This is a genomic window from Limnoglobus roseus, from assembly GCF_008254045.1.
In the GTDB taxonomy this organism is placed as follows: domain Bacteria; phylum Planctomycetota; class Planctomycetia; order Gemmatales; family Gemmataceae; genus Limnoglobus; species Limnoglobus roseus.
Window position 1 is genome coordinate 2,700,691 of the sequence record NZ_CP042425.1, and the last position, 23,775, is coordinate 2,724,465.

General features: G+C 67.8%; 14 protein-coding genes, 3 tRNA genes and 1 pseudogene. 8 read left to right on the forward strand and 10 right to left on the reverse strand.

The genetic code is table 11. The features are described 5' to 3' along the window. Positions 1-522 carry a cupin domain-containing protein gene (locus PX52LOC_RS11300; RefSeq protein WP_149110201.1) on the forward strand — a complete coding sequence of 174 codons (522 nt, stop codon included), beginning with the start codon at positions 1-3 and terminating at the stop codon, positions 520-522. Between the two features lie 57 nt (positions 523-579). On the opposite strand, the gene PX52LOC_RS11305 is transcribed toward PX52LOC_RS11300, so the two are convergent. Beyond that, positions 580-2,148 carry a sigma-70 family RNA polymerase sigma factor gene (locus PX52LOC_RS11305; protein ID WP_149110202.1) on the reverse strand — a complete coding sequence of 523 codons (1,569 nt, stop codon included), beginning with the start codon at positions 2,146-2,148 and terminating at the stop codon, positions 580-582. A gap of 242 nt (positions 2,149-2,390) precedes the next feature. Between PX52LOC_RS11305 and PX52LOC_RS11310 the strand changes: the two genes are divergently transcribed. The 7 genes and pseudogenes from PX52LOC_RS11310 to PX52LOC_RS11340 all read left to right on the forward strand — a co-directional run bounded on the left by PX52LOC_RS11310 (position 2,391) and on the right by PX52LOC_RS11340 (position 11,700). Next, positions 2,391-4,529, forward strand: coding sequence for an adenylate/guanylate cyclase domain-containing protein (locus tag PX52LOC_RS11310; protein WP_149110203.1), 2,139 nt, complete (start codon positions 2,391-2,393; stop codon positions 4,527-4,529). Between the two features lie 210 nt (positions 4,530-4,739). Next, the gene (locus PX52LOC_RS11315; protein ID WP_149110204.1) at positions 4,740-5,840 is read left to right on the forward strand and encodes a GTP-binding protein; all 1,101 of its coding nucleotides are present in this window, start codon (positions 4,740-4,742) and stop codon (positions 5,838-5,840) included. A gap of 20 nt (positions 5,841-5,860) precedes the next feature. After that, positions 5,861-6,247, forward strand: a complete 387-nt coding sequence (locus tag PX52LOC_RS11320; protein ID WP_149110205.1) for a hypothetical protein — start codon at positions 5,861-5,863, stop codon at positions 6,245-6,247. 416 nt (positions 6,248-6,663) lie between these two features. Further along, a complete protein-coding gene (locus PX52LOC_RS43600) occupies positions 6,664-7,002 on the forward strand; it encodes a PDDEXK family nuclease (RefSeq protein WP_149110206.1) in 339 nt (112 codons plus the stop codon). A 21-nt stretch (positions 7,003-7,023) separates the two neighbouring features. Further along, a pseudogene (locus PX52LOC_RS43605) lies at positions 7,024-7,290 on the forward strand (Uma2 family endonuclease); the annotation flags it as partial. Positions 7,291-7,360: 70 nt separating this feature from the next. Continuing rightward, complete coding sequence (locus PX52LOC_RS11335) at positions 7,361-10,297, forward strand: DUF1553 domain-containing protein (protein ID WP_149110208.1); 2,937 nt, start codon at positions 7,361-7,363, stop codon at positions 10,295-10,297. Further along, positions 10,294-11,700 carry a DUF1501 domain-containing protein gene (locus tag PX52LOC_RS11340; protein ID WP_149110209.1) on the forward strand — a complete coding sequence of 469 codons (1,407 nt, stop codon included), beginning with the start codon at positions 10,294-10,296 and terminating at the stop codon, positions 11,698-11,700. The genes PX52LOC_RS11335 and PX52LOC_RS11340 overlap by 4 nt, the downstream gene beginning before the upstream one ends. Before the next feature lie 23 nt (positions 11,701-11,723). Here PX52LOC_RS11340 and PX52LOC_RS11345 read toward each other — a convergent pair whose 3' ends face one another. From PX52LOC_RS11345 to PX52LOC_RS11380, 9 genes are all read right to left on the reverse strand, one after another. Further along, on the reverse strand, positions 11,724-12,068 hold the full coding sequence (locus tag PX52LOC_RS11345) for a hypothetical protein (RefSeq protein ID WP_149110210.1): 345 nt from the start codon (positions 12,066-12,068) through the stop codon (positions 11,724-11,726). Further along, positions 12,065-13,456 (reverse strand): aminotransferase class III-fold pyridoxal phosphate-dependent enzyme, encoded by a 1,392-nt coding sequence (locus PX52LOC_RS11350; protein ID WP_149110211.1) that lies wholly within the window; start codon positions 13,454-13,456, stop codon positions 12,065-12,067. The genes PX52LOC_RS11345 and PX52LOC_RS11350 overlap by 4 nt, the downstream gene beginning before the upstream one ends. A gap of 131 nt (positions 13,457-13,587) precedes the next feature. Further along, positions 13,588-15,342 (reverse strand): alginate export family protein, encoded by a 1,755-nt coding sequence (locus PX52LOC_RS11355; RefSeq protein WP_149110212.1) that lies wholly within the window; start codon positions 15,340-15,342, stop codon positions 13,588-13,590. Between the two features lie 281 nt (positions 15,343-15,623). Continuing rightward, a tRNA-Gln gene (locus tag PX52LOC_RS11360) sits at positions 15,624-15,694 on the reverse strand. A gap of 5 nt (positions 15,695-15,699) precedes the next feature. Next, positions 15,700-15,772 (reverse strand) — tRNA-Leu (locus PX52LOC_RS11365). Positions 15,773-15,780: 8 nt separating this feature from the next. After that, positions 15,781-15,851 (reverse strand) — tRNA-Gln (locus PX52LOC_RS11370). 271 nt (positions 15,852-16,122) lie between these two features. Beyond that, positions 16,123-16,245, reverse strand: coding sequence for a hypothetical protein (locus PX52LOC_RS43275; protein WP_261368394.1), 123 nt, complete (start codon positions 16,243-16,245; stop codon positions 16,123-16,125). Positions 16,246-16,564: 319 nt separating this feature from the next. Continuing rightward, entirely contained in the window at positions 16,565-17,455 is an 891-nt protein-coding gene (locus tag PX52LOC_RS11375; protein ID WP_149110213.1) for a response regulator, read from the reverse strand. Between the two features lie 19 nt (positions 17,456-17,474). Continuing rightward, positions 17,475-23,774: a response regulator gene (locus PX52LOC_RS11380; RefSeq protein WP_149110214.1), complete on the reverse strand. Its 6,300-nt coding sequence runs from the start codon at positions 23,772-23,774 to the stop codon at positions 17,475-17,477. Between the last annotated feature and the right edge of the window lies 1 nt (position 23,775).

Here is a 23,775-nt window from a genome sequence, read left to right on the forward strand (position 1 = left end):
ATGACTGACGAAATACTCGACCTGTTCGCCCCGGACGAGCTCGACGCGCTCGACGCGGCGATTCTCGCCCTCACGGCCGAGATCCCGGCGGTTGAACCACCGCCGATGGTTAAACAGCAACTGTTCGACCGTCTCGCCGTCGCCCCGCCGGCGAACCCGACCCTGGAACAGCAGCGCGACGCGGCCGAGAAGTTGTCGGCGCTGCAATTTTCCTTCCGCGAAGAGGCGATGTTCCAGTACTCGCACATGCCCGGAGTGACCGCGCGCCTGCTGCACCTGGATTCGACCGCGAAGCGGTTCTCGGCCATCGTGAAGCTCGAACCGGGCAGCCGCATCCCGCCGCACCACCACGACGGGCTGGAAGAGTGCTTGGTGCTGGAAGGCGAATTGATCCTTGGCACCGTGCGGATGCGGCCCGGCGACTACCAGTGGGCCGAGGACGGCAGCGATCACGTCGAACAGTGGACGGACGTGGGCGCCACGGTACTCATCTCCGGCCCGACTTCGCTGCTCGCGGGGTGAGTGAAATTTGAACGGAAGCGCAGGCCCACCCGTCGCGATGACGGGTGGGCTTTGTCGTTACTTCGCCGGCTCCTCGTACTTGAGCGGGTCCAATTCCGTCGTCGTCCCGGCGATCTCGACCGGGAAGCCCTTCGACCCGTCCTTGCCCTTGTGGTAGCCGCGCTCGTGCCGGTAGACGATGCGGTACTTGCCGATAGGGGCGTTCTTGATCTCGAAGTTCCCGTCGGCGTCGGTGACGGCGAAGTACGGGTGGGCGAACACCAAGGCGTATCCCTTCATCCACGGGTGGATGTCGCACTTGAACGTCACCGGGACTCGCTCGGCGGTCAGCGGCTTGCTGGTGAGAGATTGAACCGGCGCGATCACCATGTTGAACGACTCGGTGGCCTCGTTACTGTCGAAGTGGACGTTGTGCGGGATTGGCGCACTGTTCTTGAACTTGATCGTGTCCCCCGCCCGCAGGGCTAAGATTCGCGGCACGAACTGGCAGCACGGCTGATCGACGTCGTGCTCTTTCGCTTTCGGCTTCAGCAGGTCGGGGTGAATGTCCGCCGGCTTGAACGCCGCGGCGCGGTCGTCGTCGTCCGGGCGCAAGTAGACCCACACGTTCTTGAGGCCGCCGTTCTTCTTGTTGACGACGAGTTCGTCCGGTTCCAATGCCCCCTTGCTCAGACAGTGTTCCTTGTCGGCGGTCACGGCTATGGGGGCGATTGCTGGTGCTTGCCCCGGCCAGACGACGCGGCCCTTGATGGTGGACCACTTCACAACCTGTGCCGGGGCGGTGATCAGTTGCCTCGGCCCGATCTCGGGTTTCGGCTTCTCCTCCCCGTTCGACACCGCCACGCCGACCGCGACCGCGGCTGCCACGCCCACCAGGGAAGCACCGATTTTCCAGACGTTCGAACTCATGCGTAAGCCCTCGTTGACCAGGGGAAGAAGGTGAGGGCCGACGGCCGCGCCCGCGTGGACGCCGACCGCCGCCGCGACGGTGTCGCGGGCCAGTGCCGCCGGAACGCTGACGGCCGCAGCGAACGCCCCGCTGCCGAGCGTGACCCCGCGGGCGGTCAGTCGGTGACGGAGCAACTCGCGGCCCGCGTCCAGGCGACGGCGGACCGTGCTGAGCGACCAGCCGAGCCACGCTGCGGTTTCGTCCTGGGTGCGGTCTTCGAGGTAGCAGGCGATCAGCGGCGAACGGTACTTCTCCGGCAATCGCCCCAGCTCCTCGTCGAGAACGCAACTCAATTCGAACCGCCCCGCAACGTCCGGTTGCTCGGCCGCCTCGCCCGCCGCCGGAACGACGGGGGCCGCCTGCCGCCGTCGGGCGGCCTTGACGGCGACCCGCCGGGCGACGACGTACAAGTAGTTCGCCAGCGATTCCCGCACGCTCACCCGGCCGGCCTTCTTCGCGAGAACGAGGAAGACCGCCTGGAATGCGTCCTCGGCTAGGTGGTGGTCGCGGACCGTGCGGCGGCAGACGCCGAGCACGAGCGGCCCGTGCCGATCGACGAGCGCGGCGAACGCCGTCTCGTCGCCGGTCGTGGCGAACCGGGCCAGCAACATGCGGTCGCTGTCGGCCGACGACGACGGCCGGCGGAGCTTGGCCAGCAGGGAATGAACGGACGCCATCAGCAGTTCCGGTGGGTGTCGGTGCCCTCACCATGATAAAGCCCCGCCGCGGCCGAAACTGTTCAGAAAAGTGCCGATTAATCGCCCCGCGAGTGCCCGATATGGGGCCGTCCTGCCGCCTCATTTTTCGGTAAACGAAACCGTGGGGCACTCGCTACAATGACGGACAGTCTCAATTGCGAACCGTCGCCCCCGGAAACCGAGGATGGTTGGGCCGGGTTCGCATGACGTGAGGACGTTCGATGCCACGCCTGGAGGCTACTCTTCTTCGCCCGGCCGGCGGCTCCCTGCCGATGTGGGTCCACGAACTCGAAGTCGATAAAGAGATCAGCCTCGCGCAAATCGCCGGCATGGACGACGGCCGCGGCGGCATCGTCACCCTCGGCGTGGCCGAGAAGGACGTGCCGGAAATCGACTACAAGAACGTCAGCGGGCACGGGTACCACGCGCTACTCAAGTGGGACGGCCAAGTCCTGCACGTGACCCGGCGGACGAAGCCGAAGCGGACGACCAACGGCTTCCTGACGGCGAAGGGGCAATCCGCCCCGGACGTGCTCGAACTTCGGCCCGGCGACTCGTTCCGCATCGCCCGGTTCTTGTTCTCGCTGCACCCCGAAGAAGATTCGGCCGGGTCGTTGCCGTACCAGACGACCGCCGTCAAGGCGGCCGAGGTCGTCAAGCCACAACCCATCCGCCCGCCGACGAAGTTCGTGCCGTTCGACCCCGACCCCTCTGGCCCCGACCTGAACGTGTCGATCGCACCGGACCAACTCCAGGGGTTCGCGAACAACTGGGCCAAGAGTAGCACCGCGCAGATGGCGGCCCTGCGGGGGGACGGTCCGAAGAAGGAGCAACTCGAACTCGCCGTCGGCGAGGCCGAGGTGCTCCGCACGCCGCTCGTCGATTCGGACAACGTCATCACCGGTCTGTTGGACATCGTGGACCGGTTCGACCCGACGCGGTCGACCGACGCACTGGACGAAATGTTCCGGCAGGCGGTGCGGCGGGCGGTGGCGAACTCGGAGGCGGCGGCCGACGTGGTCGTCATCCCGGCGAAGGGCGATCCGCGGCCCCGCGGCAAGGAGCGGATGCCGTGGTTCAGCCGGACGTTCGTCCGGGACGCGGCGCGGAAGGTCGGGCAAAACGGCGGCGTGTTGGCCGGCTTCTGGAAGGCCGACGCCGGCCAGTCGGGCGTCCACCCGAAGTTCGGCGGCAGCCCGTCGCTGGAAGGGGCGTCCGGCAAGGGGACGAGCCGCCAGACGGGCTTCGCCGTTCCGGGCTGGGCCGTCTGTGCGCCGGTCCAGGTGCGGGGCAGCGACGGCGAGCAACTCGCGCTGTACGTCTCGGCCCCGTTCCCGGAACCGGGCCGGGTCGTGGACCTGGCGAGCGATCCCGGCGTGGCCCAGGCGCAGAAGGTCGTGCTGCTGTTCGCCAAACTTTACGCCGCCCTCGACCGCATGAGCCGTATTAGCGTCCGCTTCCAGGAGGCCGTCGGCTTCCTCCCGCGGCCGGTGCAACGCCTCCTGAACCAGCCGAACTTCGACCAGCAGCTCGCCCCGCGGACGCTGGACGTGACGGTCTTGTTCTGCGACCTCCGCGGCTCGTGCGGCTTCGCGGCGCAGGGTCAGGACGACTTACAAGCGCAATGGAGCGGCATCTTCCAGAACGCGCTCGAACAGATGAGCCGGGCGATCAACGACAACGGCGGCGTGATCGGCGGGTTCATCGGCGACGCCGTCATGGGCTTCTGGGGTTGGCCCGACCCGCTCTCGTCGGAGGTGCAAATCCGAAAGGCGGCGCGGGCGGCCCTGAGCATCCGCGAGAACTTCGCCCGCCTCCGGTCGCACCGCCACACGCCGCTGAGTTCCCTCCGCATCGGCATCGGCCTGACGCACGGCCCGGCCCTCGTCGGCAAGCTCGGCAACTTCGACATGAAGAAGATCGACGTGTTCGGCCCGACGGTGAACCGGTCGGCTCGCATTGAGGCGCTCACGAAGCGGTTCGGCGTGGAGATCATCGTGGACGCCGCCGTGGCCGGCGGGCTGGGCGACCCGCGGGTGGTGGACGGCCGCCTCCGCCGACTGGTGAGCGTGGCCCCGGCCGGCATGGACGAGCCGTTCAGCATCTTCGAACTCCTTCCGTACGACCTCGACGACACCTTCGGTATGAAGGAGGCCGCGTTCACGGCCTACGAGGAAGCCCTGCACGAGTTCGAGGCCGGCGACGCCTGGGAGCGCGCGGGAGCCATCCTCGACCGCCATCGCGACCGTGACGGCCCGAGCCAGTACCTGTACGGCGTGATGGCCGACCGCGACGCCGCCCCCGAGGACTGGCTCCGCGACGAACGCGGCAAGTGCTACATCAAGCTCGCGGACAAGTAGTCCCCATTTCCCCGTCGTAAGAAAGAAGAGGAGTCTCGCGCAAAGCCGCAGAGACGCAAAGAGGACCAGAGGGGAAGCAGAACAGAGTTCAATTCAGCAGAAGAAAATGAAGTTCCTCTTGGCTTCTATGCTGTCCTGTCTTCCTTCTCTTCTTTGCGCCTCTGCGGCTTCGCGCGAGACTCTTCTTCTTTGTTTTCTCGGAGGTATTCCATGTCGGTGCGATTCGTGATGGTCGGCGGCTTCCTCGGGGCCGGCAAGACGACGACGTTGGCCCGCCTCGCCCGCCTCTACCAGGCTCGTGGACACCGCGTCGGCGTGGTGACGAACGACCAGGCGCACGACCTCGTTGACACGAATAACCTGCGGGCGCAAGGCTTCGCGGTGAAGGAAGTGCCGGGGGCGTGCTTCTGCTGCCGGTTCGACGACCTCGTGGACCGTGTCGGTTCGCTGGAAGAATCGGAACGGCCGGACGTGATCCTCGCGGAACCGGTCGGCAGTTGCACCGACCTCGTCGCCACCGTCGTGCAACCGCTGAAGGACCTGTACGCCGGGCGGTTCGTGGTCGCCCCCTACGCGGTGCTGTTCAAGCCGAGCCACGGCCTGAAGATTCTCGCGGGCGGCAAGTCCGGCTTCTCGCCGAAGGCCGCGTACATCTTCACCAAGCAACTCGAAGAGGCCGACGCGATCGTCATCAACCGTATCGACGAGATTGCCCCGGCCGACCTGGAGACGTTGACGAAACTGGTCGCCGCGAAGTTCCCCGGCACGCCGCTGTTGAAGGTGTCCGCGACGACCGGCCAGGGCTTCGAGGCCCTCGTGGAACTGCTCGACCAGGACGGGGGGTTCGGCCGGAAGATTCTCGACATCGACTACGACACCTACGCGGCCGGCGAGGCCGAACTCGGCTGGCTGAACGCGAGCGTGAAACTGTCCTCGGCCGCCGGCTTCGATCTCGACGCGCTGCTGCTGGCCGTGGTGGGCGAATTGCAGGGCGTGCTGAACCGCCTCGGCGGCGAGGTCGCGCACTTGAAGGTGATCGGCCAGGAAGACGGCGGCGCGTTCGGCGTGGCGAACGTGGTGAGCGGCGACACCCCGGCGAAACTCTCGCTCGCGTCCGGCAGTACGGCGAAGGACGCCGACCTGATCGTGAACGCCCGCGTGGCCATCGACCCGGACGTGCTGGACGGCGAGGTGAAGCGGATCGTGTCCGCCGAGTGCGCGACGCTCGGCGTCACGCCGACGTTCCGCCAGAGTCAGAGTCTCCGCCCCGGCCGCCCCGTGCCGACACACCGCTATGCAACTGCGAAGTAGGCTATCATCAGGAAGATGTCATGCCGTACACCCGCTGTCCGAAGTGCCGCCACGAGCAGTACGCTACGCACGCGATATTGGGTTTGCAGATCGAGTGCAAGAAGTGCGGACGGGCGTACCTCGCGAAGGATGAAGCGGAAAATGAGTCGGAACCTCTGGTTTCGACCGAATCGCCGTTCGGCGAACGGCCTGTTTTGAACATTTTAAAATCAGTCGGCTTCTTGTTCCTCCTGATCGCGGTCGTCGGGTTGGTGTTCTGGGGCATCGTTTCGTTGATTCGGCCGACACCGAAAGGGATCGAGAAGAAAAACACCGACCCGCAAGCCGTCGAGAACAGGAACGTGGCCCGCGAGCCTGCGGAGTTGCCTGCCCGCCGAGGAGGCCGGATGCCGAGGTTGAACGGATAACACGTCGAACTGTACTCTCGTGGACGTTTATCCTGCTCGTCATTTTCTACGCCGCCTATCTCGGTGCCATCTGGTATGCCGGGTACTGGCTCGCGGGTGATACGGCGGCCCGTGGGAATAATCCGCTCGTCTGGGTCGGTACCTACGCGATGTCGCAATTATTCGGCCGGAGCATTGGCTATTCCCTCCTTGCTGTCTGTTATTACTCACCGCTCGAAGCCGCTCTTCTTGCCGCGCTTCTTAGCTTCGTTCTCGCTGAACTCTTCTCCTGGGCGGTCTTTTTGATCTGGCTTAAGGTTCGGCCGTTGGGTCGATTGGAATTTTGTCTGCAATGCCGGCGGGGGAAACTGCGATACGTTCCGAAGTGCCCGACGTGTGGAAGCAAGGACCAATAGTGTTGGACCAAAGGTCGGTCGATGAGCGCAAAGTTGGCTCTCTCTCTGGACGACATGATCGCCTCACCGCCAGTCGGCTCGCCGCTCGTGCTGTTCCGTTGGACGGTGGAGCAGTACAGCGAGTTGAACAAACTCGACATCTTCCATGCCGCTCGCTCAGTCCTCGTTCATGGCGAAATCTACCCGCGGCCGCGGCGAACGCCACAGCACGAGTACGTCATCGGCAAGGTCCACGACTGGCTGTGGAAGACGTTCCGCGGTGACGGCCACCACGCCCGCTCTCAAACGGGGCTGGTCATCGACGAGTTCAGCAGGTTGGCACCCGACGTTTCAGTAGTCGAAGGGCTGCTCGAACGGTAAGCGGATCATCACCCGAAAACGGCGGCGTTGGTCGTCGAAGTCTCGAACGGCACACTCGGCTTTGACGCCACCACCAAGGCCGAACTCTACGCCACGGCCGGCGTGCCGGACTACTGGGTGATCGACTTGGAGGGCCGGCAACTGCTCGTCTACCGTGATCCCGCCCTACTGCCGACCGGCCTCGGCGCGACGGCCTACCGTTCGCACCAAGTCTTCGGCCCCGACGCCAGCGTCTCGCCGCTCGCCGCCCCGACGGCGGGCATTCGCGTAGCCGATCTGTTGCCGTAATTGGTTGCGACGACCTTCCCTTCTGCGGTATCATCACATCTCCCACCCCCGCCTTCTCGCGGACGCTCCCATGCGTTGGCTGTTCCCGCTCGCTCTTTCGCTGTTCGCCCCGCCGCTGTTCGCGGCCCCGCCGGATTTCGACAAGCAGGTCGCGCCGCTGATCGCCCGCCGTTGTCTCGACTGCCACGCCGGGGCTGAGGCGAAGGGGAAACTCGACTTGAGCCGTAGGGCCGGGGCAGCAGAAGTCATCGCAGGCAAGGCGGAGAGTGAACTGTGGAAGCGTGTCGCGGCCGACGAGATGCCGCCGAAGAAGCCGCTGACCGCCGACGAGAAGGCAACACTGAAGGCGTGGCTCGACGCCGGGGCGATATGGGGCCGCGATCCGATCGACCCGCTCGCGGCGACCACCGACCACCGGGCCGGCCGCGACTGGTGGGCTTTGCAGCCAGTGGTCAAGAGTCAGGAGTCAGGGGTCAGGAAATCCGTCGATGACTTCATCCGGGCGAAGCTAAGAGAGAGGGGACTTGCGCCGTCGCCGCCGGCGGACCCGCGGACGCAGATTCGGCGGCTGTACTTCGACCTGATCGGCCTGCCGCCGTCGCCGGAAGAGGTTGAGGCGTTCGCCAAGAACCCGACCGACGCGGCTTACGCGAAGGTCGTCGATCACCTACTGGCCAGCCCGCACTACGGCGAGCGGTGGGGCCGGCACTGGCTCGACCTCGTGCGGTACGGCGAGAGCGATAGCTTCGAGCGGAACGAACCCCGGCCGAACGCCTGGCACTACCGCGACTGGGTGATCGACGCCCTGAACGCGGACGTGCCGTACGACCGCTTCGCGAAGTTGCAACTCGCCGGCGATGCGCTCGAAACCGGCAACCCGAACGCGGTCAAGGCGGCCGGCTTCCTCGTCGCCGGCATTCACAACACCGTCCTCGGTGCGGACGACGTTGCGAAGCGAACCGCCCGCCAAGACGAACTCGAAGACATGCTCGCGGCCGTCGGCCAGACGTTCCTCGGCCTGACGGTGCAGTGCGCCCGCTGCCACGACCACAAGTTCGACCCCGTCACGCAGGCCGACTACTACCGCCTCACGGCCGCCATCGGCGGCGTCTACCACGGCGAGCGCACGCTCACCTCGCCCGAGAACCAGCGGCGGAAGCAGGAACTTGAAGCGAAACTTGGTGCGGCCGAGAAGTCGCTGGCCGCGCTGGAAGCCGCCGGGCGACAGCGGGCGGCCAAACGGGCGGTGGCGACCTTGCCGGTGTCGCCCATTGGTCGGTGGACTTTCGAGAAGGACGCGACCGACAGTATCGGCTCGCTTCACGGCACTTTGAAGGACGGGGCGACTGTCGCCAGCGGCCGGCTGAAGCTCGACGGTCGGAAGGCGCACGTCGTGACGGCGGCACTGACGAAAGACTTGCGCGAGAAGACGCTGGAAGCATGGGTGGTGTTGCCGATGCTGGACCAAGGTGGTGGCGGCGTCATCACCGTGGAGACGGCCAACGGCGGCGTATTCGATTCCATCGTCTTCGCCGAAAATCAGCCGCGGAAGTGGATGGCCGGCAGCAACAGTTTCACGCGCACGCGGCCCGTGGCCGGCGAGTTGGAGAAGGAGACGGCCGCGCCGATTCACGTGGTCGTTGTGTATCACGCCGACGGCCGCATCGCTCTCTTCCGCAACGGGCAACCTTACGGTGAGCCGTACCGCCCCGGCGAGGCCGTGACCTTGAAAGCGGGCGACGCGCGGGTCGTCTTCGGCATGAGGCACACCGGCGGCGGCAAGCCGTTCCTGACCGGCGAGATCGAGGAAGCCCGGCTGTACGATACGGCGTTGACGCCGGCCGACGTGGCCGCCTCCGCGAAGGCCGGCCCGGGTGCGGTCGGCGTGCGAGTGGAGGAAATGCTGGCGGCGCTCACGGTCGCGGAGAAAGCCGAGCGCGAGACACTCCTTGCCGAGCGAACGAAACTCCGCGAGCAGTTGGCCGCGATTCCGCCGCCGCTGCCGGTGTTCACCGTCCTCTCGAAGCCGGTACCACGGACGCACGTGCTGGCCCGTGGCAGTGTCGAGAAGCCGCTCGCCGAGGTGACGGCCGGTGGTGTGGCGGCGGTTTCCGGCGTCGCCGACTTCGGCCTGCCGGCGGACGCGGACGAGGGCCAGCGCCGGGCGAAGCTGGCCGCGTGGGTCGCCCGTGCGGAAAATCCGCTGTTCGCCCGGGTGATCGTCAACCGCCTCTGGCACCACCACTTTGGTGTCGGCCTCGTCGAGACGCCGAGCGACTTCGGCTTCAACGGCGGTCGCCCTTCTCACCCGGAACTGCTCGACCGCCTCGCGGGCGAACTGATCGAACACGGCTGGTCGCTCAAGTACGTCCACAAACTCATGGTCACGAGCGCTGCCTATCGGCAGTCCTCGGCGAAGAACCCGGCGGCGGTCGCAATGGATGCCGACAACCGCCTGCTGTGGCGGAAGTCGCCGACGCGGTTGGAAGCTGAGGCGATCCGCGACGCGATCTTGCAGGTGTCCGGCCAACTGAACCCGGCCGTCGGCGGGCCGCCGTTCCACGACGTGCGCACACACGGCAACGCCGGCACGAAGTTCTACGAGCCGATCGACCCGGAAGGAGCCGCGTTCCACCGCCGCACGGTCTACCGTTTCTCGCCGCGCGGCGAGCGGTCGGCGCTGTTGGAAACCTTCGACTGCCCGGACCCGTCGGCCCTCACGCCGCGGCGGCAGGTGACGACGACCCCGCTGCAAGCCCTGGCTCTCTGGAACGACAGCTTCGTTCTGCGGATGAGCGGCCACTTCGAGAAGCGGATCGAAGCCGAGCGTGCGAAGGCTGATGACATTGCGGTGTCAGCGAAGGTGGAGCGGGCTTACCGACTGGCTCTCGGTCGTTCGCCGACAGACGGGGAGTTGAAGCCTGCGGTGGCATTCGTGGAGAAGCACGGCCTGAAGTCGCTCGGCCGCGTGCTGTTCAATTGCGACGAATTCGTGGTGATCGAATGACCCCGCCTCTCCTCTCTCGCCGCGACTTCGGCTCTTGGTCTGTCGGCGGCCTCGCGGCCACGGCTCTGTTGCACCTGCTCGGTCGTGAGGCATCTGCGGCCCCGCAGCCGCACTTCGAGGCGAAGGCGAAGCGGGTTGTTCACATCTCGCTCATCGGCGGGCTGAGCCACCTCGACTCGTTCGACTACAAGCCGAAGCTCGCGAAGTTGCACGGCAAGAAACTCGACACCACCGAGACGCCGGACATCTTCTTCGGGCAGGTTGGCCTCCTGCGGCAGCCGGACTGGAAGTTCCGGCCGCGCGGCCAGTCGGGGCTGATGATCTCGGACCTGTTCCCGCATGTCGCCGAGATGGCCGACGAACTCACCGTCATCCGCTCGATGACGGCCGACTCCGCGAACCACACGCCGGCGCTCTACCTCGGCAACAGCGGCTTCCAGTTCAGCGGCTTCCCCTCAATGGGCAGTTGGGCGAGCTTCGGCCTCGGCAGCGAGTCGGAGGAACTGCCCGCCTACGTGGTGCTGCCCGACCCGCGTGGCCAACCCAACGGCGGGGCGGCCGTCTGGTCAAACGGCTTCCTGCCGGCCGAGCACCAGGGCGTCGTGCTGCAATCGGGCGAGTCGCCGGTCCGCGACCTGTTCCCGAAGGAGAAGCAACCGGCCGAGGCCGAGAGCCGTGAGTTGCTGAAGGCGATGAACGCGGCGCACCGGGAACACTCCGGGGCCGACGATCTGCTCGCTGCCCGCACCCGCAGCTACGAACTCGCCGCCCGGATGCAGTTGTCCGTGCCGGCGGTGGCGGACGTCTCGAAGGAGACGAAGGACACGCACACGCTCTACGGCCTCGATGACCCGAAGACGGCGGCGTTCGGTCGCAACTGCCTGCTCGCCCGCCGACTGCTGGAGAAGGGCGTGCGGTTCGTGCAACTCTTCTCCGGCGGGCCGGTCGCCGGCAGCCCGCGGGTGAGTTGGGACGCGCACGAGAACGTGAAGGAGAACCACACGCTCGAAGCCGAGCGGATCGACCGGCCGGTTGGGGCATTGCTCCGCGACTTGAAGCAGCGCGGGATGTTGAAGGACACGCTCGTGCTGTTCACGACGGAGTTCGGCCGCACGCCGTTCGCGCAGTCGGGGCCGACGATCGTGGGGCCGGGTCGCGATCACAACAAGTACGGGTTCAGCGTGTGGATGGCCGGGGCGGGGCTGAAAGCGGGTAGCGTGTACGGCGCGACCGACGACATCGGCTGGAAAGTGGCCGAGCGGCCGGTGCCGTGGCACGACTTCCACGCGACCGTGTTGCACCTGCTCGGGCTGAACCACGAGAAACTGACGTTCTACCACAACGGGATTCAGCGGCGGCTGACGAACGTCCACGGCGAGGTGGTGAAGGGCGTGCTCGGTTAGCGTGCGACCCGCTGGCCCCGGCGCTAACCGGGGTTCTGGATTTGCCAGCGGTCGCCGGTCGGTGCGATTCGCACGCGGTGGCGGCACGCGGTGGGCGGGAACTCTGCCGCCGTGAACGCGATCAGGGCCAGGCACTCGGCGGGTTGCCCCTTCTCGGCGAGGCGGTCGATTCGCAACATTCCGTCGGGCGTTGGGTGCAGCAGGATGTGGCCCAACCCCAGGCCGACCGGGATTCCGCGGTCCCAGAGCTTGCGGAACTGGTGGTAGAACTCCAGTTCCGCCGAGCGCGGGTCGCCGGGGACGAGAAACGGTTTGTGCATCAACTCTAACGCCATGCCGAGCAGTTCGAAGAGCGGGTCGGCACTCATGCGTGTTGCTCCGGCACGGGTTCGCCCGCCAATCGGCCGGCGGCTCGGTCGATCAGGGCCAGCGCGTGGGCCGCCTCTTCGGGCGTGATCGTCAGCGGCGGGGCGACGCGGATCACTTTCTTCGACAGGGGGCCGAGCAGGTGGACGCCGTCCGTGCCGTCGCCGTGGTAGCACGATAACACGAGCGCGTTCGCCCATTCGGCGGCCGTCTTCCCGGCGTGGTCCCGCATCTCGACGCCCCAGACCATGCCGCCCTTCTCGCCGCGGACGTTCGCCACGAACAGGAACCGCTTCAGCAACAGTAACCCCTCTTCGATGAGTCGGGATGATTCGGCCATCCCGCCGATCACGTCGCGGGCCTCGAACTCGTCGAGAGTGGCCAGCACGGCGGCGGCGCTCAGCGGGTTCGCGCTCCAGGTGTCAGACGCTTCGCCGTAGTCGAGCGAACTGAACACGTTGGCCCGGCCGACGGCCGCGGCCACCGGCACGCCGTTGCCCAACCCCTTGCCGAGCACGACGACGTCCGGTGTGAGGCCGTAGGTTTCGAAGGCGAACAGCTTCCCGGTGCGGCCGAAGTTCGCCTGCACTTCGTCGAGGATGAACACGAGGTCGTGCTCGCGGCAGAAGCGTTCCAGTAATTGCAGGTACGCCTTCGGCGGGTGGTATGAGCCGCCGCCGCCGAGGTACGGCTCGGTCATGAGTGTGCCGAGCTTCGGGCCGAACTGGTGCCAGAGGGCGTCGAGTTCCTTCTGGTACGGCGTCGGGTCGAACGGGCCGTCCCGCATCGCCACGTCCTGGCACTCGGCCATCGGGAAGCTGATGAACCGCACGCGCGGGTCGCGCTCGGCGTCAGTCTCGCTGCCGGTGACGGCGTGCGACAGGCCCTTCTTGCCGTGGAAGCCGAACCGCGTGGCGAGGACCATCGGCCGCGCCTTGTCGCGGGCCATCGCTGCCCAGAGCGCCTTCTGAATCGCCTCCGATCCGGACGCCGCCCACAGGACCGATTGCAGGTGTGCGCCGCCGGGGCAGTGGTGCAGCGCCTTGAGCAGTCGGCGGTTGGCCTCGGCTTCCACCGGCGTGATCGCGTTGTACGCGGTCATCGGCACGGCCGGCGAATACTCGCCCACGTGGCCGCCCGGCGGCCAGCCCATGTACCGGCAGAAGTGTTGCATCCACCGCGTCGGGTTGTGGCCGAGGTTCGAGACGAGGACGCCGGAACTGAAGTCGTACAGTCGGCGGCCGTCGGGCGTCCAGTGGAAGACGCCCGCACTCTCGGCGATGACGGCCTGCGTCGGCGTGAACGTGCGGAGGCTCCGGGGTTCCGTCCGCGTGATCGTTTCGCGGTTGGCGTTGGCGGCCGGTTCGTCCGCGTGGCGTATCGCCGTCATGGGTGCTCCCGGTTTGATAGGGCAACTGTCCCTGACATTATCGGAACGCGGCCCCGTCCGCCCATCGGTGGGCGAGAAACGACGCGGCCCCGGCGAGGTCTTCGCCGGGGCCGCGTTCCGGGTACGGGGGTTTAGTACCGGATGTTGAAGAGGGCCGCCAGGGTGCTGGCGTTCGTCCCGGCCCCGGGGGCGGCCGTGTCGCGGAGGAAGCCGCCGCCGAACAGGTAGGCGTAGCTGACCAGGAAGTCGGTCCGCCGCGTCAGGTGGAAGTTGTTGATGATGTCCACTTCCGAGCCGACGTAGGGCGAAGCGCGGCCGGTGGCGTCCCGGCGGTAGGCGACGCCGGCCGTGTTGTACAGGCCGTCGCGGACGCTATCCAGCCAGAAGTTGTGGACCTGGATGTTCGTCGTCAGCCACTTCTGGGGGTACAGGTAGAGGCTGAAGTTCACGTCGTGGATGTTCTGCCGGCCGACCAAGTCCGCCCACCCGAGGTAGTAGTGGCCGAACGGGAAGAGCTGGTTGAACGTCGAGTACCGGCTGCCGCCGTTCGGGCTGTCGTCGCCGCTGGCGTAGTCGTAGGTCGCCCACAGGGTCGGGTTCCACGCCGCCTTGCGGAAGTTAATCCCCGCCCCGGCCGACGCGAAGCCCGCGAAGATGTCCTGCTGGCCGCGCTGGCCGAACTGGAGGCCGCCTTCGACGTCCCACAACAGCTTGTAGCAGTCGTTGAGGTCTTTGTCGCCGTAGTACCGCCCGCCGACGGTGTGCGTCGTGGCCGGTGCCCGCACGATGCCTTGCTGGGTGACGTTATTGACGTTGTCGAGGATCAAATAGTACAGGTCGATGGCCTGGCCCTTCTTCGGGCGGTAGGTCATGAACGTCCCGGCGAAGAGTTGGTTGTTGTCGCCGCTGTCGAGCTTGTTCGCGTTCGGCACAACCGGTTGCAACACGAACGCATCGAAGTCGAGCTTCTCGCCGGTGCGGAGCAGCCGCAGCCCCTGGAACGTCCGCCGGGTGTTCGCCCAGTCAAGGGCGGAGATCAGCCGCTGTGAGCCGAGGGACAGTTCTTGCCGGCCGGCCCGCAGGTAGACCGGGGCGTTGGCAACGTCGCCGAGCTTCACGTCGATGAACAGGTTCTGGATGTCCGGCCCGGACTCGTCGATGACCAGCGGGGCCACGTCCTGGAACTGCGTGTATGTGACGTTGGCCTCGACGTAGAACCGGAACACGTCCTTGTACCACAAGTCCAAGTAGGGGCGGAACCGCGAGAGTTGGTAGACGTTGTTGGTGTTCGTCAGGCGGCTGCTGTACTCGTTCATGTACCGCGTCCACGCCTGGCCGCCGACGGCCATCAGCCAGTCGTCGCCGAGGTGGATGCGCTTCAACTCGTCGAGCCGGTCCTTGGGCGGCGTCTTCGGGTCGTCGAGGTAGCGCCAGTCGCCGTCATAGAACGGCAACGGCTGGAGGGCGGACGGGGCGTACCCGAACTTTGGCGGCGCGTCGACTTCCTTCCCCTGGACGGCAGCGAGGAGGTTGTACGCCCCCTTGCCGCTCGGCGGGATTGGGAACATCCCCGCCCGCGTCTGTGTGCGGACCGGTGGCACCTTCTTGAAGTTGAACGGCTGGCAGGAATCGCACCCGCTACCGCCGCACGCCGGGCACGCGCCGCCGTCCGGAACCGGGGCTGGTGCAGGGACCGCCATCGGGGTTACGACCGGGGCCGTCACAGGCGGTGCCGCCGGCGGCATCGGGGCGATTTTTTCGACGGGGGCGGCCGCCGAGGTCGGGAGACGCTCCCCGACGGGCGACTGTGCGGACGCCGATTGAATCCCCACCCACGCGACCGTGGCGGCCATCGTTTGGGGCAGGAAGCGGGTTAACCAGGGCATAGTGACTCACTCCTTTGAGCCGGTCGTTCGTGCCGCCGATGAGAGGGATTCAGCAAGAGCCGATTGGAACAGACACCGGGTTCGTACGTCGAGTATCGGTCGAAGCGTCTGCCGGGTCGAATCCTGACACGTCCGGAATCGGCTCTGAGCGTTCGGCCACGAGTCACAAGAGACAAAGACCGTACAGACGGTACAAATTGCCGGTCGGGGCGCGTGGCCGAGCCTCCGGGGATGGTCTGGGGCACCATTCACCCGGAGGCTCGCCGTAAGGGTCGTGAAGATTTCGGGGGCTGGATTCGAACCAGCATCGCCGCCTTCAAAGGGCGGTGTCCTGCCGTTGGACGACCCCGAAGCAAATAGCCCGGGCGGGATTTGAACCCGCAACACACGACTTTTAAGGCCGCTGCGTCTACCGTTGCGCCACCGAGCCGGACCGAGTACGGGGAGAAGGATTCGAACCTTCACACGCGGCTTCAGAGACCGCTGGCCTACCGTTAGCCGATCCCCGTGAGAGCAGTGGTGGCTGGATTCGGGACGCTTCCGAGAACGCAGTACCACTAACGACTTGCAGAAAACCAAGATTTCAAGCGGTGCAGAATCCGGGGCAGTTGACCCGCTGGCTGCCTTCGTCTCGTCCTTGACGCCCGATCAACGGCGGCAGTTGTTGTCGCTACTCGGGGGAAGGGAGGCGTGAGGCGGTGCAAAGGTTCGCGACGACGACTGAAATGGTCCCTTCGGTACCCCTTTGTAGGGGTGCTCGGGAAGGCGTAGAAGGCTTGGTCACAGGGTCGTGGGCGGCTCGGAAACCGGGGGTGGCGTCGGCGGTTCGGGCGGCAGTGGCGTCTCCGGGGGGCGGTTTGCCCGTTCGACGGCGAGGGTGATGAGGAGTAATATCGTGGACATCAACGTCCCGCAGCAGAACATCTCGCAACCCACCGCCGTCCTCCGTTAAGCCCCGCGTCAGACGGGACGGTCCATCTTCGCGGACACGGGGCGAGCGTCAAGAGATTGACCGTCTTCCAACGCAGCAACGCATTGGCCGGGTTGGCCCTTGCAGCTTATAACCCGAGGGGAATAGGCTGAGGCGGCATACCGCCGGATCGGTCTTCGGGTTCAAGCCCCGGACCCGTCCGCGGCGTAGCGTCGCGCCCGCTTTCACTTCCGGCGAGTCGAATAACGTCGCGAGCGCGGAACTCCCGAAGGAATCCGTCTTCGCGTGACGTCACTCCGGGCGGTGCTTGACTAGCGTGACCTCGTTGCCGCGGGCGCTGAACCGGACGTCGTCCATGAAGGTGCGGATGAGCAGCAGCCCGCGGCCGCTCGACTTGGCCATGTTCTCGGGGTCCATCGGGTCGGGCAACTTCGCCGGGTCGAACCCCGGCCCCTCGTCGCGGACGGTGAACGCCGACTCGTCGCGCGAGAACCGCGCCACCAGCCGCACCGTGCGGTCCTTGTACGGGCTTTGCCGCCGCCGCTCCGCGGCCAGTTTCTTGTACGGCGCGCCGTTGTCCACCTCGCGCAGCTCTGAACTCAGTTCCAGGTTGCCGTGCTCGATGGCGTTTAACAGCACCTCGTACAGCGCGGTGCCGACCCGCACGAGATCTTCTTCGCCGACCAGCTTCCGCTGCAGCATGTGGTCTTGCAGGTGGCCGATGAGCGGCTGGAGCGGGGTGGTATCGTGCGTCAGGTCGAAGGTGAACTCCGACGCCGTCAGGCACGCCTGCACGCGGCGATGATCGGCCGTGACCTCGGTGACCGGCAGCACCGATTCGAGGGTGGAGACGAGGTCGCTGGCGAGGTTCTTCTTGGGGACGTAGCTCGCTGCCCCCTTCTGCAGCGCTTCAACGGCGATGTCCTCGCTGCCGTAGGCGGTCATCAGCACCACCGGGATGCCGGGGTGTTCGCGACGCACCGCCTCGACCAACTCCAGTCCGTTCAGCTCGGGCATCTGCAGGTCGGTCAGCACTAGGTCTGGTGGATCGCGCCGGATCAGATCGAGCGCCTGCCGTCCGTCCTCCGCGAACACCGCGGTCCAGCCGGCCCGCTCCTGGATGAGTGCGCCCGCCAGGTGCCGGTCGAGCGGCGTGTCGTCGACTACCAGAACCGTCACCATAATCGACTCCCGCCGTTCGCTAAGGGCCGCGCGGTGCGCGAGCGGACAGAGCCAGCTTCAGCCGCTCCAACTCGCGTTCCAGATCGGCGAATGTGTTTTCGGCATCCTGCAACATACTATCTCGGCCCATCAGCTCCAACCGCAAAGCCGCGGCCACCGTCGGCCCGGCCCCGAAGCAGTCCGCCGACCCTCTCAGCGAGTGCGCAACCCGCCGCAACCGGGGCATGTCGCGTGCGTCGAGAGCGGAGTGGATGTCGCCCATCATCTTCCCACACTCGCTCAGAAAAATGCCGACGATCTGTTCTAACAGGTCGGCACGCCCGCCGACGCGACGCAGGGCCGCGTCCCAGTTCATCACCTTGGTGGGCGCGTCTTCCGGCGTGGGCGCGTCTTCCGGCTCCGGCGGTGCGGTCCCCTCGACCACGCTGTACAGCACGGCCGACTGGATCGGCTTGGTGATGTACTCGTCCATCCCGGCGGCCAGGCACTTCTCGCGGTCGCCCTTCAGCGCGTTCGCGGTCATGGCGATGATCGGCGTGCGCCGCCCGGTGCCCTGCTCGCGCTGGCGGATCGCGGCGGTCGCCTCGAACCCGTCCACCTCCGGCATCTGCATGTCCATCAACACCACGTCGAAGCCAGGAGTCAGGGGCCAGGAGTCAGGAGTCAGCGTGGCAGAAACACTCTTTTCGCTGGCTCCTGGCTCCTGGCTCCTGACTCCTGGCCCCTGACTCCTGACTCCCTGTTCCCACGCCTCCACCGCCTCGCGGCCGTTGTTCACCACGGTGACGCGGTGGCCGCGCAGTTCCAACAGCCGGCCGGCTACCTTCTGGTTCACCGGGCTGTCGTCGGCCAGGAGGATGTTCAGCACGCGAACCGGCCGCGCGCCGGGCGCGTACGGCGCGTGTTCCAACTCCGGGGTCGCGCCGACGGCTCGGAGGACTGCGTCCAGCAAGTCCGACTGCTTGACTGGCTTGATGAGATAGCGGGCGATGCCGCGGTCGATGTACCGGGTGGCCTGTTCCATTTGCCCGGCGGCCGACAGGATGAGGATCGTGCAGGCTGCCAACCTCGGGTTCTGCTTGATGCGGTCGGTGAGCATGAACCCGTCGGTGTCGGGCATGCGGGCGTCGAGCAGGGCCAACCGGAACGGCTCGCCGCGGTCCGCGGCCTCGTTCATCCGGGCGAGCGCGGCCTCCGCGTCGGCGGCCAGCGTCGGCTGCATGCCCCAGTTGGTCAGCACGTCGTCGAGGATGCGGCGGTTGGTGTTGTTGTCGTCCACCACGAGCACCGGGAGGTCTCGCAGCGCCTCCGGGTGTGACCAGAACTGCGGGGCGGCCGCCGCGGACCGCGCGAACCGCACGACGAAGTGGAACGAACTCCCCTCGCCCGGCTCGCTCTCCACCCACAGCCGGCCGCCCATCAGCTTGACCAGTTGCATCGAGATGGTCAGCCCCAAACCGGTGCCGCCGAACTTGCGCGTGGTCGAGGTGTCGGCCTGGCCGAACGCCTCGAAGATTTGCTGCTGCTTGTCCGGCGGGATGCCGATGCCGGTGTCGGTGACGACGAAGTGCAGATGCACGTCGGTGTCGGTGAGATCGTCCACCGTGACCGCGACCACCACCTCGCCGGCCGCGGTGAACTTGAGCGCGTTGCCGACCAGGTTGACGAGCACCTGCCGCAGCCGCCCGGGGTCGCCGACCAGCACGTCCGGCACGTCCGGCGGAATGAGGTACGTCAGTTCCAGATTCTTTTCCGCGGCGCGGACCCCGAGCGCGTGCATGGCGTCGCCGACGCAGTCCCGCAGCGGGAAGTCGATGGCCTCCAACTCCAACTTGCCGGCCTCGATCTTGGACACGTCGAGGATGTCGTTGAGCAGCCGGAGCAGGGCGTCGGCCGACTGCATGACGATGGTGAGATACTCCCGCTGCTGGAGCGAGAGCTTGGTTTGCAGTGCCAGTTCGGTCATGCCGATGACGCCGTTCATCGGGGTGCGGATCTCGTGGCTCATGTTCGCCAGGAAGTCGCTCTTGGCCCGGTTCGCCCCCTCGGCCAAGTCTTTCGCGATCCGCAACTCCTCTGTCCGTGCGGCTACCTGCTGTTCGAGCGTCTCGTTGAGCCGCTGGAGCTTGGCGAACCCTTCGGCGTTCTCCAGGGCCGCGCCGGCGATGGCGGCGATGAAGTCGGCCAGGTGCTTCTCGTCCTCGCCGAACAGTCCGCTCACTTGCCGGTGTTCGGTGTACACGCACCCGGCCGGCTGCCCGCGGACGAAGATTGGCGCGCCCAGTGCCGACCGAACGCCGGCCAGCAGCGCGGCCTCGCCGTCCGCCTCCGCCTGCCCTTCGGCGAACACCACCGTCCGCCGCCCGTCGATCGCGCGGGCGGCCAGTACGCGGCCGAACTCGGCACCGGCGTCGGCCGCACCCGGGCCGGCCGCGGGAAGTACGACGCACCGTTCGCCGCGCAACAGCCGCCCGGCCGCCTCGCGGACTTCGTGAAAGATGTCCGCCTCGGACAGGGCGGCGGCGATCCGCCGGCCGGAGTGCAGCACCACGTCGAACCGGTCGGCCAGCCCCAGCGTCGCCGGTTTGTCCTCCGTGACCGGCGGGACCGTCTCCGGTGTGCTGTCCAGCGCGAAGTCGGCCCCCAGCGCCCGCAGCGCGGCGCGGGCCTCGGCGAGATCGCGGTCCGCACCTGACCAGCCGAGTTCCTCGCCGACGCGGCCCCGCGCCAGCAGCGTCTGGGCGTGTTCGAATCGCGCGCCCTGTTTCTCGGCCACGGCCAGGCTCTCGTCGAGCTGCTTCCGCGCCCGCCGGGGCACGCCGCGCATCGCCGCGATCAGCCCGGCCTCGCGCAGCGCGTGTGGCAAGTCGGTCTGAAACGCACGGGCGACCCGAACCGCTTTGTGCGCGATTGCGTGAGAGCGTGAGAGCAACGAGGTGCGGGCGGCGGGCGCGAACGGCGACGTTTCTTCGGCCTGCCGGCGCAGCGCCGCCGCCAGCCACGGCCGGAGCGGCAGGACGTAGGCGTTGTGGATGCCGGCGCGGACGGCGATTCGGTGGGCGTCGGTGAAGACCTGCTCGGCCTTTTGAAAGCAGCCGGCCATGAACAGCCGCACGCCGTCGGCCAACATTACCTGGGCGGTCACTTGCACGTCCTCGCGCGGGCGGTCGAGTTCGGCCCGTAGCGCCTCCGGGGCGACCCGCCCGCCGGACGCGAGCACCCACACGTCCACGCTCACCCCGGACGCCTGGGCGTCGCCCAACTCCAGGCCCGACGTTTGTACCCCGCGCGCCAGCGCGGCGGCGGCGGGCAGGTCGCCCAGCCGGTACAGGCTCAGCGCGGTGTGGTACCGCGCGATGTTCACCTCCCAGTAATCGCCGGTGCGCTCCAGCAACCGCACCGCTTCGCGCAGCTTCTCGATGGCCTCTTCGTACCGGGCCGCGACGTACAGCACGATGCCGTAGAAGTGGAGCGACTGCCCCTGCCCCCATACGTCGCCGAGCGCCGTGTACACGGCCAGCGACTTGCGGGCGTAGGCGACGCCGCGGCCGATGTACGGCACCAAGCTCATCACCGGGGCGTGGATCGAGTACGCCTGCGCCAGCTCCGGCGTAGGCGGATACCGCTCGGCCAGGTTCATGCCGCGCAAGTGGCTCCACAGGCACGGGATTTGGCCCCGCTTGAACCAGTAGGCGTACGTCAGCCGGTTGTAGAGGCGGACGAGCAGCAGCGGCCTCTCCGCGCCGGCGAGCGGCTTGCGGCCCACGAACACGCGCGGCAACAGCGTGTGCAGTGCCTGGCACGCTGCCTCCCACACGACGAGCAGGAGGAAGGTGATGCCCCAACGCGGCACCCGTCGGCCGAGCAGCGCGAGGGCACGCTCGATGGCGTCCATCGCCGTCTTCATGTCGCCGCGCTTGAACGCCAGTTCGCCGAGTTTGCCCTCGATCTGCGCTTTCGCGATGTCGCCGTCGGCCAGTTCGCGGGCGTGTTCGGTGTGGCGGGCGGCGTCCTCGTACCGGCCTCGTAGCATGAGCACGTCGCCCAACCCCTCCGCAATTCGGTACCGGGTGGCCGCGTCGGCCGGCGTGCCGCGCGCCGCGATGTGGTACTGCTCCTCGGCGCTCTCCAGCGCGTGCTGCGCCCGCGCCCGCTCCGCCGCGGCGAGGGCGGACGGCAGCGCCCGGCCGCTCTCGCCGGCCGCGTCGAAGTGGTAAGCCAGTTCGAACACCCGCCCAGGCTCCGTCGCCTCCAAGTCGAGCGCTGTGCGCAGGTGCAGCGCGCGGCGCTCCCGCTCCGGCAGCCGGGCGAGCAAGGTCTGGCGGAGTTTGTCGTGCAGGAAGGCGCACGTGTCGGCCTGCCCTTTCCGCCAGACGATGTGTCGGTGGCGGGCCTCGTCCAGAGCGGCAATCGCCTCGGCCGGCCCTTGCCCGGCCAACTTCGCCGCCGCCGACAGGTCGAACTCTTTGCCCAACACCGCGCCGGCGGACAGTAGTTGAACGGTCGCGGCCGGCATCAGTTCCATGCGGCGGGCCAGGAACGCGGCGGCGTGCCGGGACGACTGCACCGCGGCCAGCGCGGACGGCGCGACGCGCCACCCGCTCGAGTCGGGCACGAGCGCGCCCGACTCGACCAGCCCCCGCAGCGCCGCCGACGCCATGAACGGGCTGCCCTCGGCCAGCCGCTCGACCACCTCGACCGCCACGTCCGGCAGTGGCCCGGCCATCGACTCGACCAGCTTCCGCACGTTGGCCGCGGGGAACGCGGGCAGCGCCAGGCTCGCGTCTGGTTGCAGCGTGCGGAGCGGGTGGCCGGGCGGCACCTCCTCCGACCGGAAGGCGGCGACGAGGAGTACGAACGGGTTCGCCGCCGTCTGGCGGTGCCAGGTGCTCAACACCTTTAGCGTCATCCCGTCCGCCCACTGGCAGTCGTCCAGCAGCACCAGCGCCGGGCGACCGGTCGAACCGAGCGCGTCGAGCAGGGCGGTCAGCGCCTGCACGCTCCGCGTTTCCGCGAACGACTCCGGGCCGAGTTCGCCCGCGTCGGCCGAGCCGAACACCCCGGTCAGTTCGGGCAGCGCCGCGCACACTCCTTCGGCGTGGCCCCCGAGCGCGGCCCGGACGGCCGCCCCGACCGCCGGCTCCAGCCGCGCGGCCGCGAGCACCCCGTCGGCCACCCCGGTCAGCAGTTGGAACGGTCGCTGGGCCGCCTGGTCGAGACCCTGGCCGCGCAACAGCCACGCGCCCGCGCCCGCGCCGTGGAGAGCGAACTCGGCGAGCAGCCGGGTTTTGCCGCCGCCCGATTCGGCCTCCACCAGCACCAGCCCGCCGTTCCCGGCCTGCGCCTGGTCGAGCCGCGCGGCGAGTGCCCCCAGTTCCGAGCCGCGGCCGACGAACGCCGGTTCGGTGAGCGTCCGCCGCCGGTCGTGCCGCCCGACCACCAGCGTCAGCTCGGTCTCGCCCCGGGCCAGCGCGTCGGCGATCGCGGCGAGGTCAGCGGCCACGGCCGCGGCCGACTGGTAGCGGTCGCGGGGGTCCTTGCGCAAGAGCCGCTGGATGACCTCGTCGAGGACGCGCGGGACGGACAGGCCGAGGCCCCGCAACTCGGGCGGCGGTGTCGTCATGTGCCGGCGCAGCACCTCGCCGACGCTGGCCGCCTGGAACGGCGGGCGCCCGGCGAGGCACTCGAACAGGACGATGCCGACCGCGTACAGGTCGGAACACGCGGTCACGTCCTGGTCGAGCAGCCCGGCCGTCTCGGGCGAAAGGTACTGCGCGTCCGCGGCCCACCGGTCGCGGGCCGCCGGGTCGAGCGCCGCGCCGCGGCCCAGCCCGAAGTCGAGCAGGGTCACCGCGCCGACCTCGCCGTTGTCGTTCACGATGATGTTGGCCGGCTTCACGTCGCGGTGCAGCACGTCGCGGGCGTCCGCCTCGCCCAGCGCGGCCAGTACGGCCCGCCCGACGGTGATCGCTTCCGGCACGCCCAGCGGCCCGCGCCGCAGCTTGGCCTGGAGCGTGACGCCTGGGACGAAGGGCGTGACGAGGTAGGGGAGGTCGCCCACCAATCCGAAGTCCAGGGGCGGTGCGAGGTGGGCACTTTTGAGTTGGGCGAGGACGTGCGCTTCGTGCTCCGCCTGCATCCGAGCGGTGGCCGAGGCCGTCGCCAGCGTCCGGACCACGACCGAGGTGCCGCGCGCCGGGTCGGAGCACAGGTAGGTTTGCTCGTCGCGCCCGCGCTTCAGCACGCTCAACACCCGATACCGCCCGCCGATCGTGTCGGGGGGCGGTGAATCGCTCACGGGGGCCGGCGGGGTTGTCATG

What these genes read in the sequence shown, in the direction of transcription:
- PX52LOC_RS11300 (WP_149110201.1), top strand. Translation starts at nt 1, where the DNA reads ATGACTGACGAAATACTCGACCTGTTCGCCCCGGACGAGCTCGACGCG.
- PX52LOC_RS11305 (WP_149110202.1), bottom strand. Translation starts at nt 2,148, where the DNA reads ATGGCGTCCGTTCATTCCCTGCTGGCCAAGCTCCGCCGGCCGTCGTCG.
- PX52LOC_RS11310 (WP_149110203.1), top strand. Translation starts at nt 2,391, where the DNA reads ATGCCACGCCTGGAGGCTACTCTTCTTCGCCCGGCCGGCGGCTCCCTG.
- PX52LOC_RS11315 (WP_149110204.1), top strand. Translation starts at nt 4,740, where the DNA reads ATGTCGGTGCGATTCGTGATGGTCGGCGGCTTCCTCGGGGCCGGCAAG.
- PX52LOC_RS11320 (WP_149110205.1), top strand. Translation starts at nt 5,861, where the DNA reads ATGCCGTACACCCGCTGTCCGAAGTGCCGCCACGAGCAGTACGCTACG.
- PX52LOC_RS43600 (WP_149110206.1), top strand. Translation starts at nt 6,664, where the DNA reads ATGAGCGCAAAGTTGGCTCTCTCTCTGGACGACATGATCGCCTCACCG.
- PX52LOC_RS11335 (WP_149110208.1), top strand. Translation starts at nt 7,361, where the DNA reads ATGCGTTGGCTGTTCCCGCTCGCTCTTTCGCTGTTCGCCCCGCCGCTG.
- PX52LOC_RS11340 (WP_149110209.1), top strand. Translation starts at nt 10,294, where the DNA reads ATGACCCCGCCTCTCCTCTCTCGCCGCGACTTCGGCTCTTGGTCTGTC.
- PX52LOC_RS11345 (WP_149110210.1), bottom strand. Translation starts at nt 12,068, where the DNA reads ATGAGTGCCGACCCGCTCTTCGAACTGCTCGGCATGGCGTTAGAGTTG.
- PX52LOC_RS11350 (WP_149110211.1), bottom strand. Translation starts at nt 13,456, where the DNA reads ATGACGGCGATACGCCACGCGGACGAACCGGCCGCCAACGCCAACCGC.
- PX52LOC_RS11355 (WP_149110212.1), bottom strand. Translation starts at nt 15,342, where the DNA reads ATGCCCTGGTTAACCCGCTTCCTGCCCCAAACGATGGCCGCCACGGTC.
- PX52LOC_RS43275 (WP_261368394.1), bottom strand. Translation starts at nt 16,245, where the DNA reads ATGTCCACGATATTACTCCTCATCACCCTCGCCGTCGAACGGGCAAAC.
- PX52LOC_RS11375 (WP_149110213.1), bottom strand. Translation starts at nt 17,455, where the DNA reads ATGGTGACGGTTCTGGTAGTCGACGACACGCCGCTCGACCGGCACCTG.
- PX52LOC_RS11380 (WP_149110214.1), bottom strand. Translation starts at nt 23,774, where the DNA reads ATGACAACCCCGCCGGCCCCCGTGAGCGATTCACCGCCCCCCGACACG.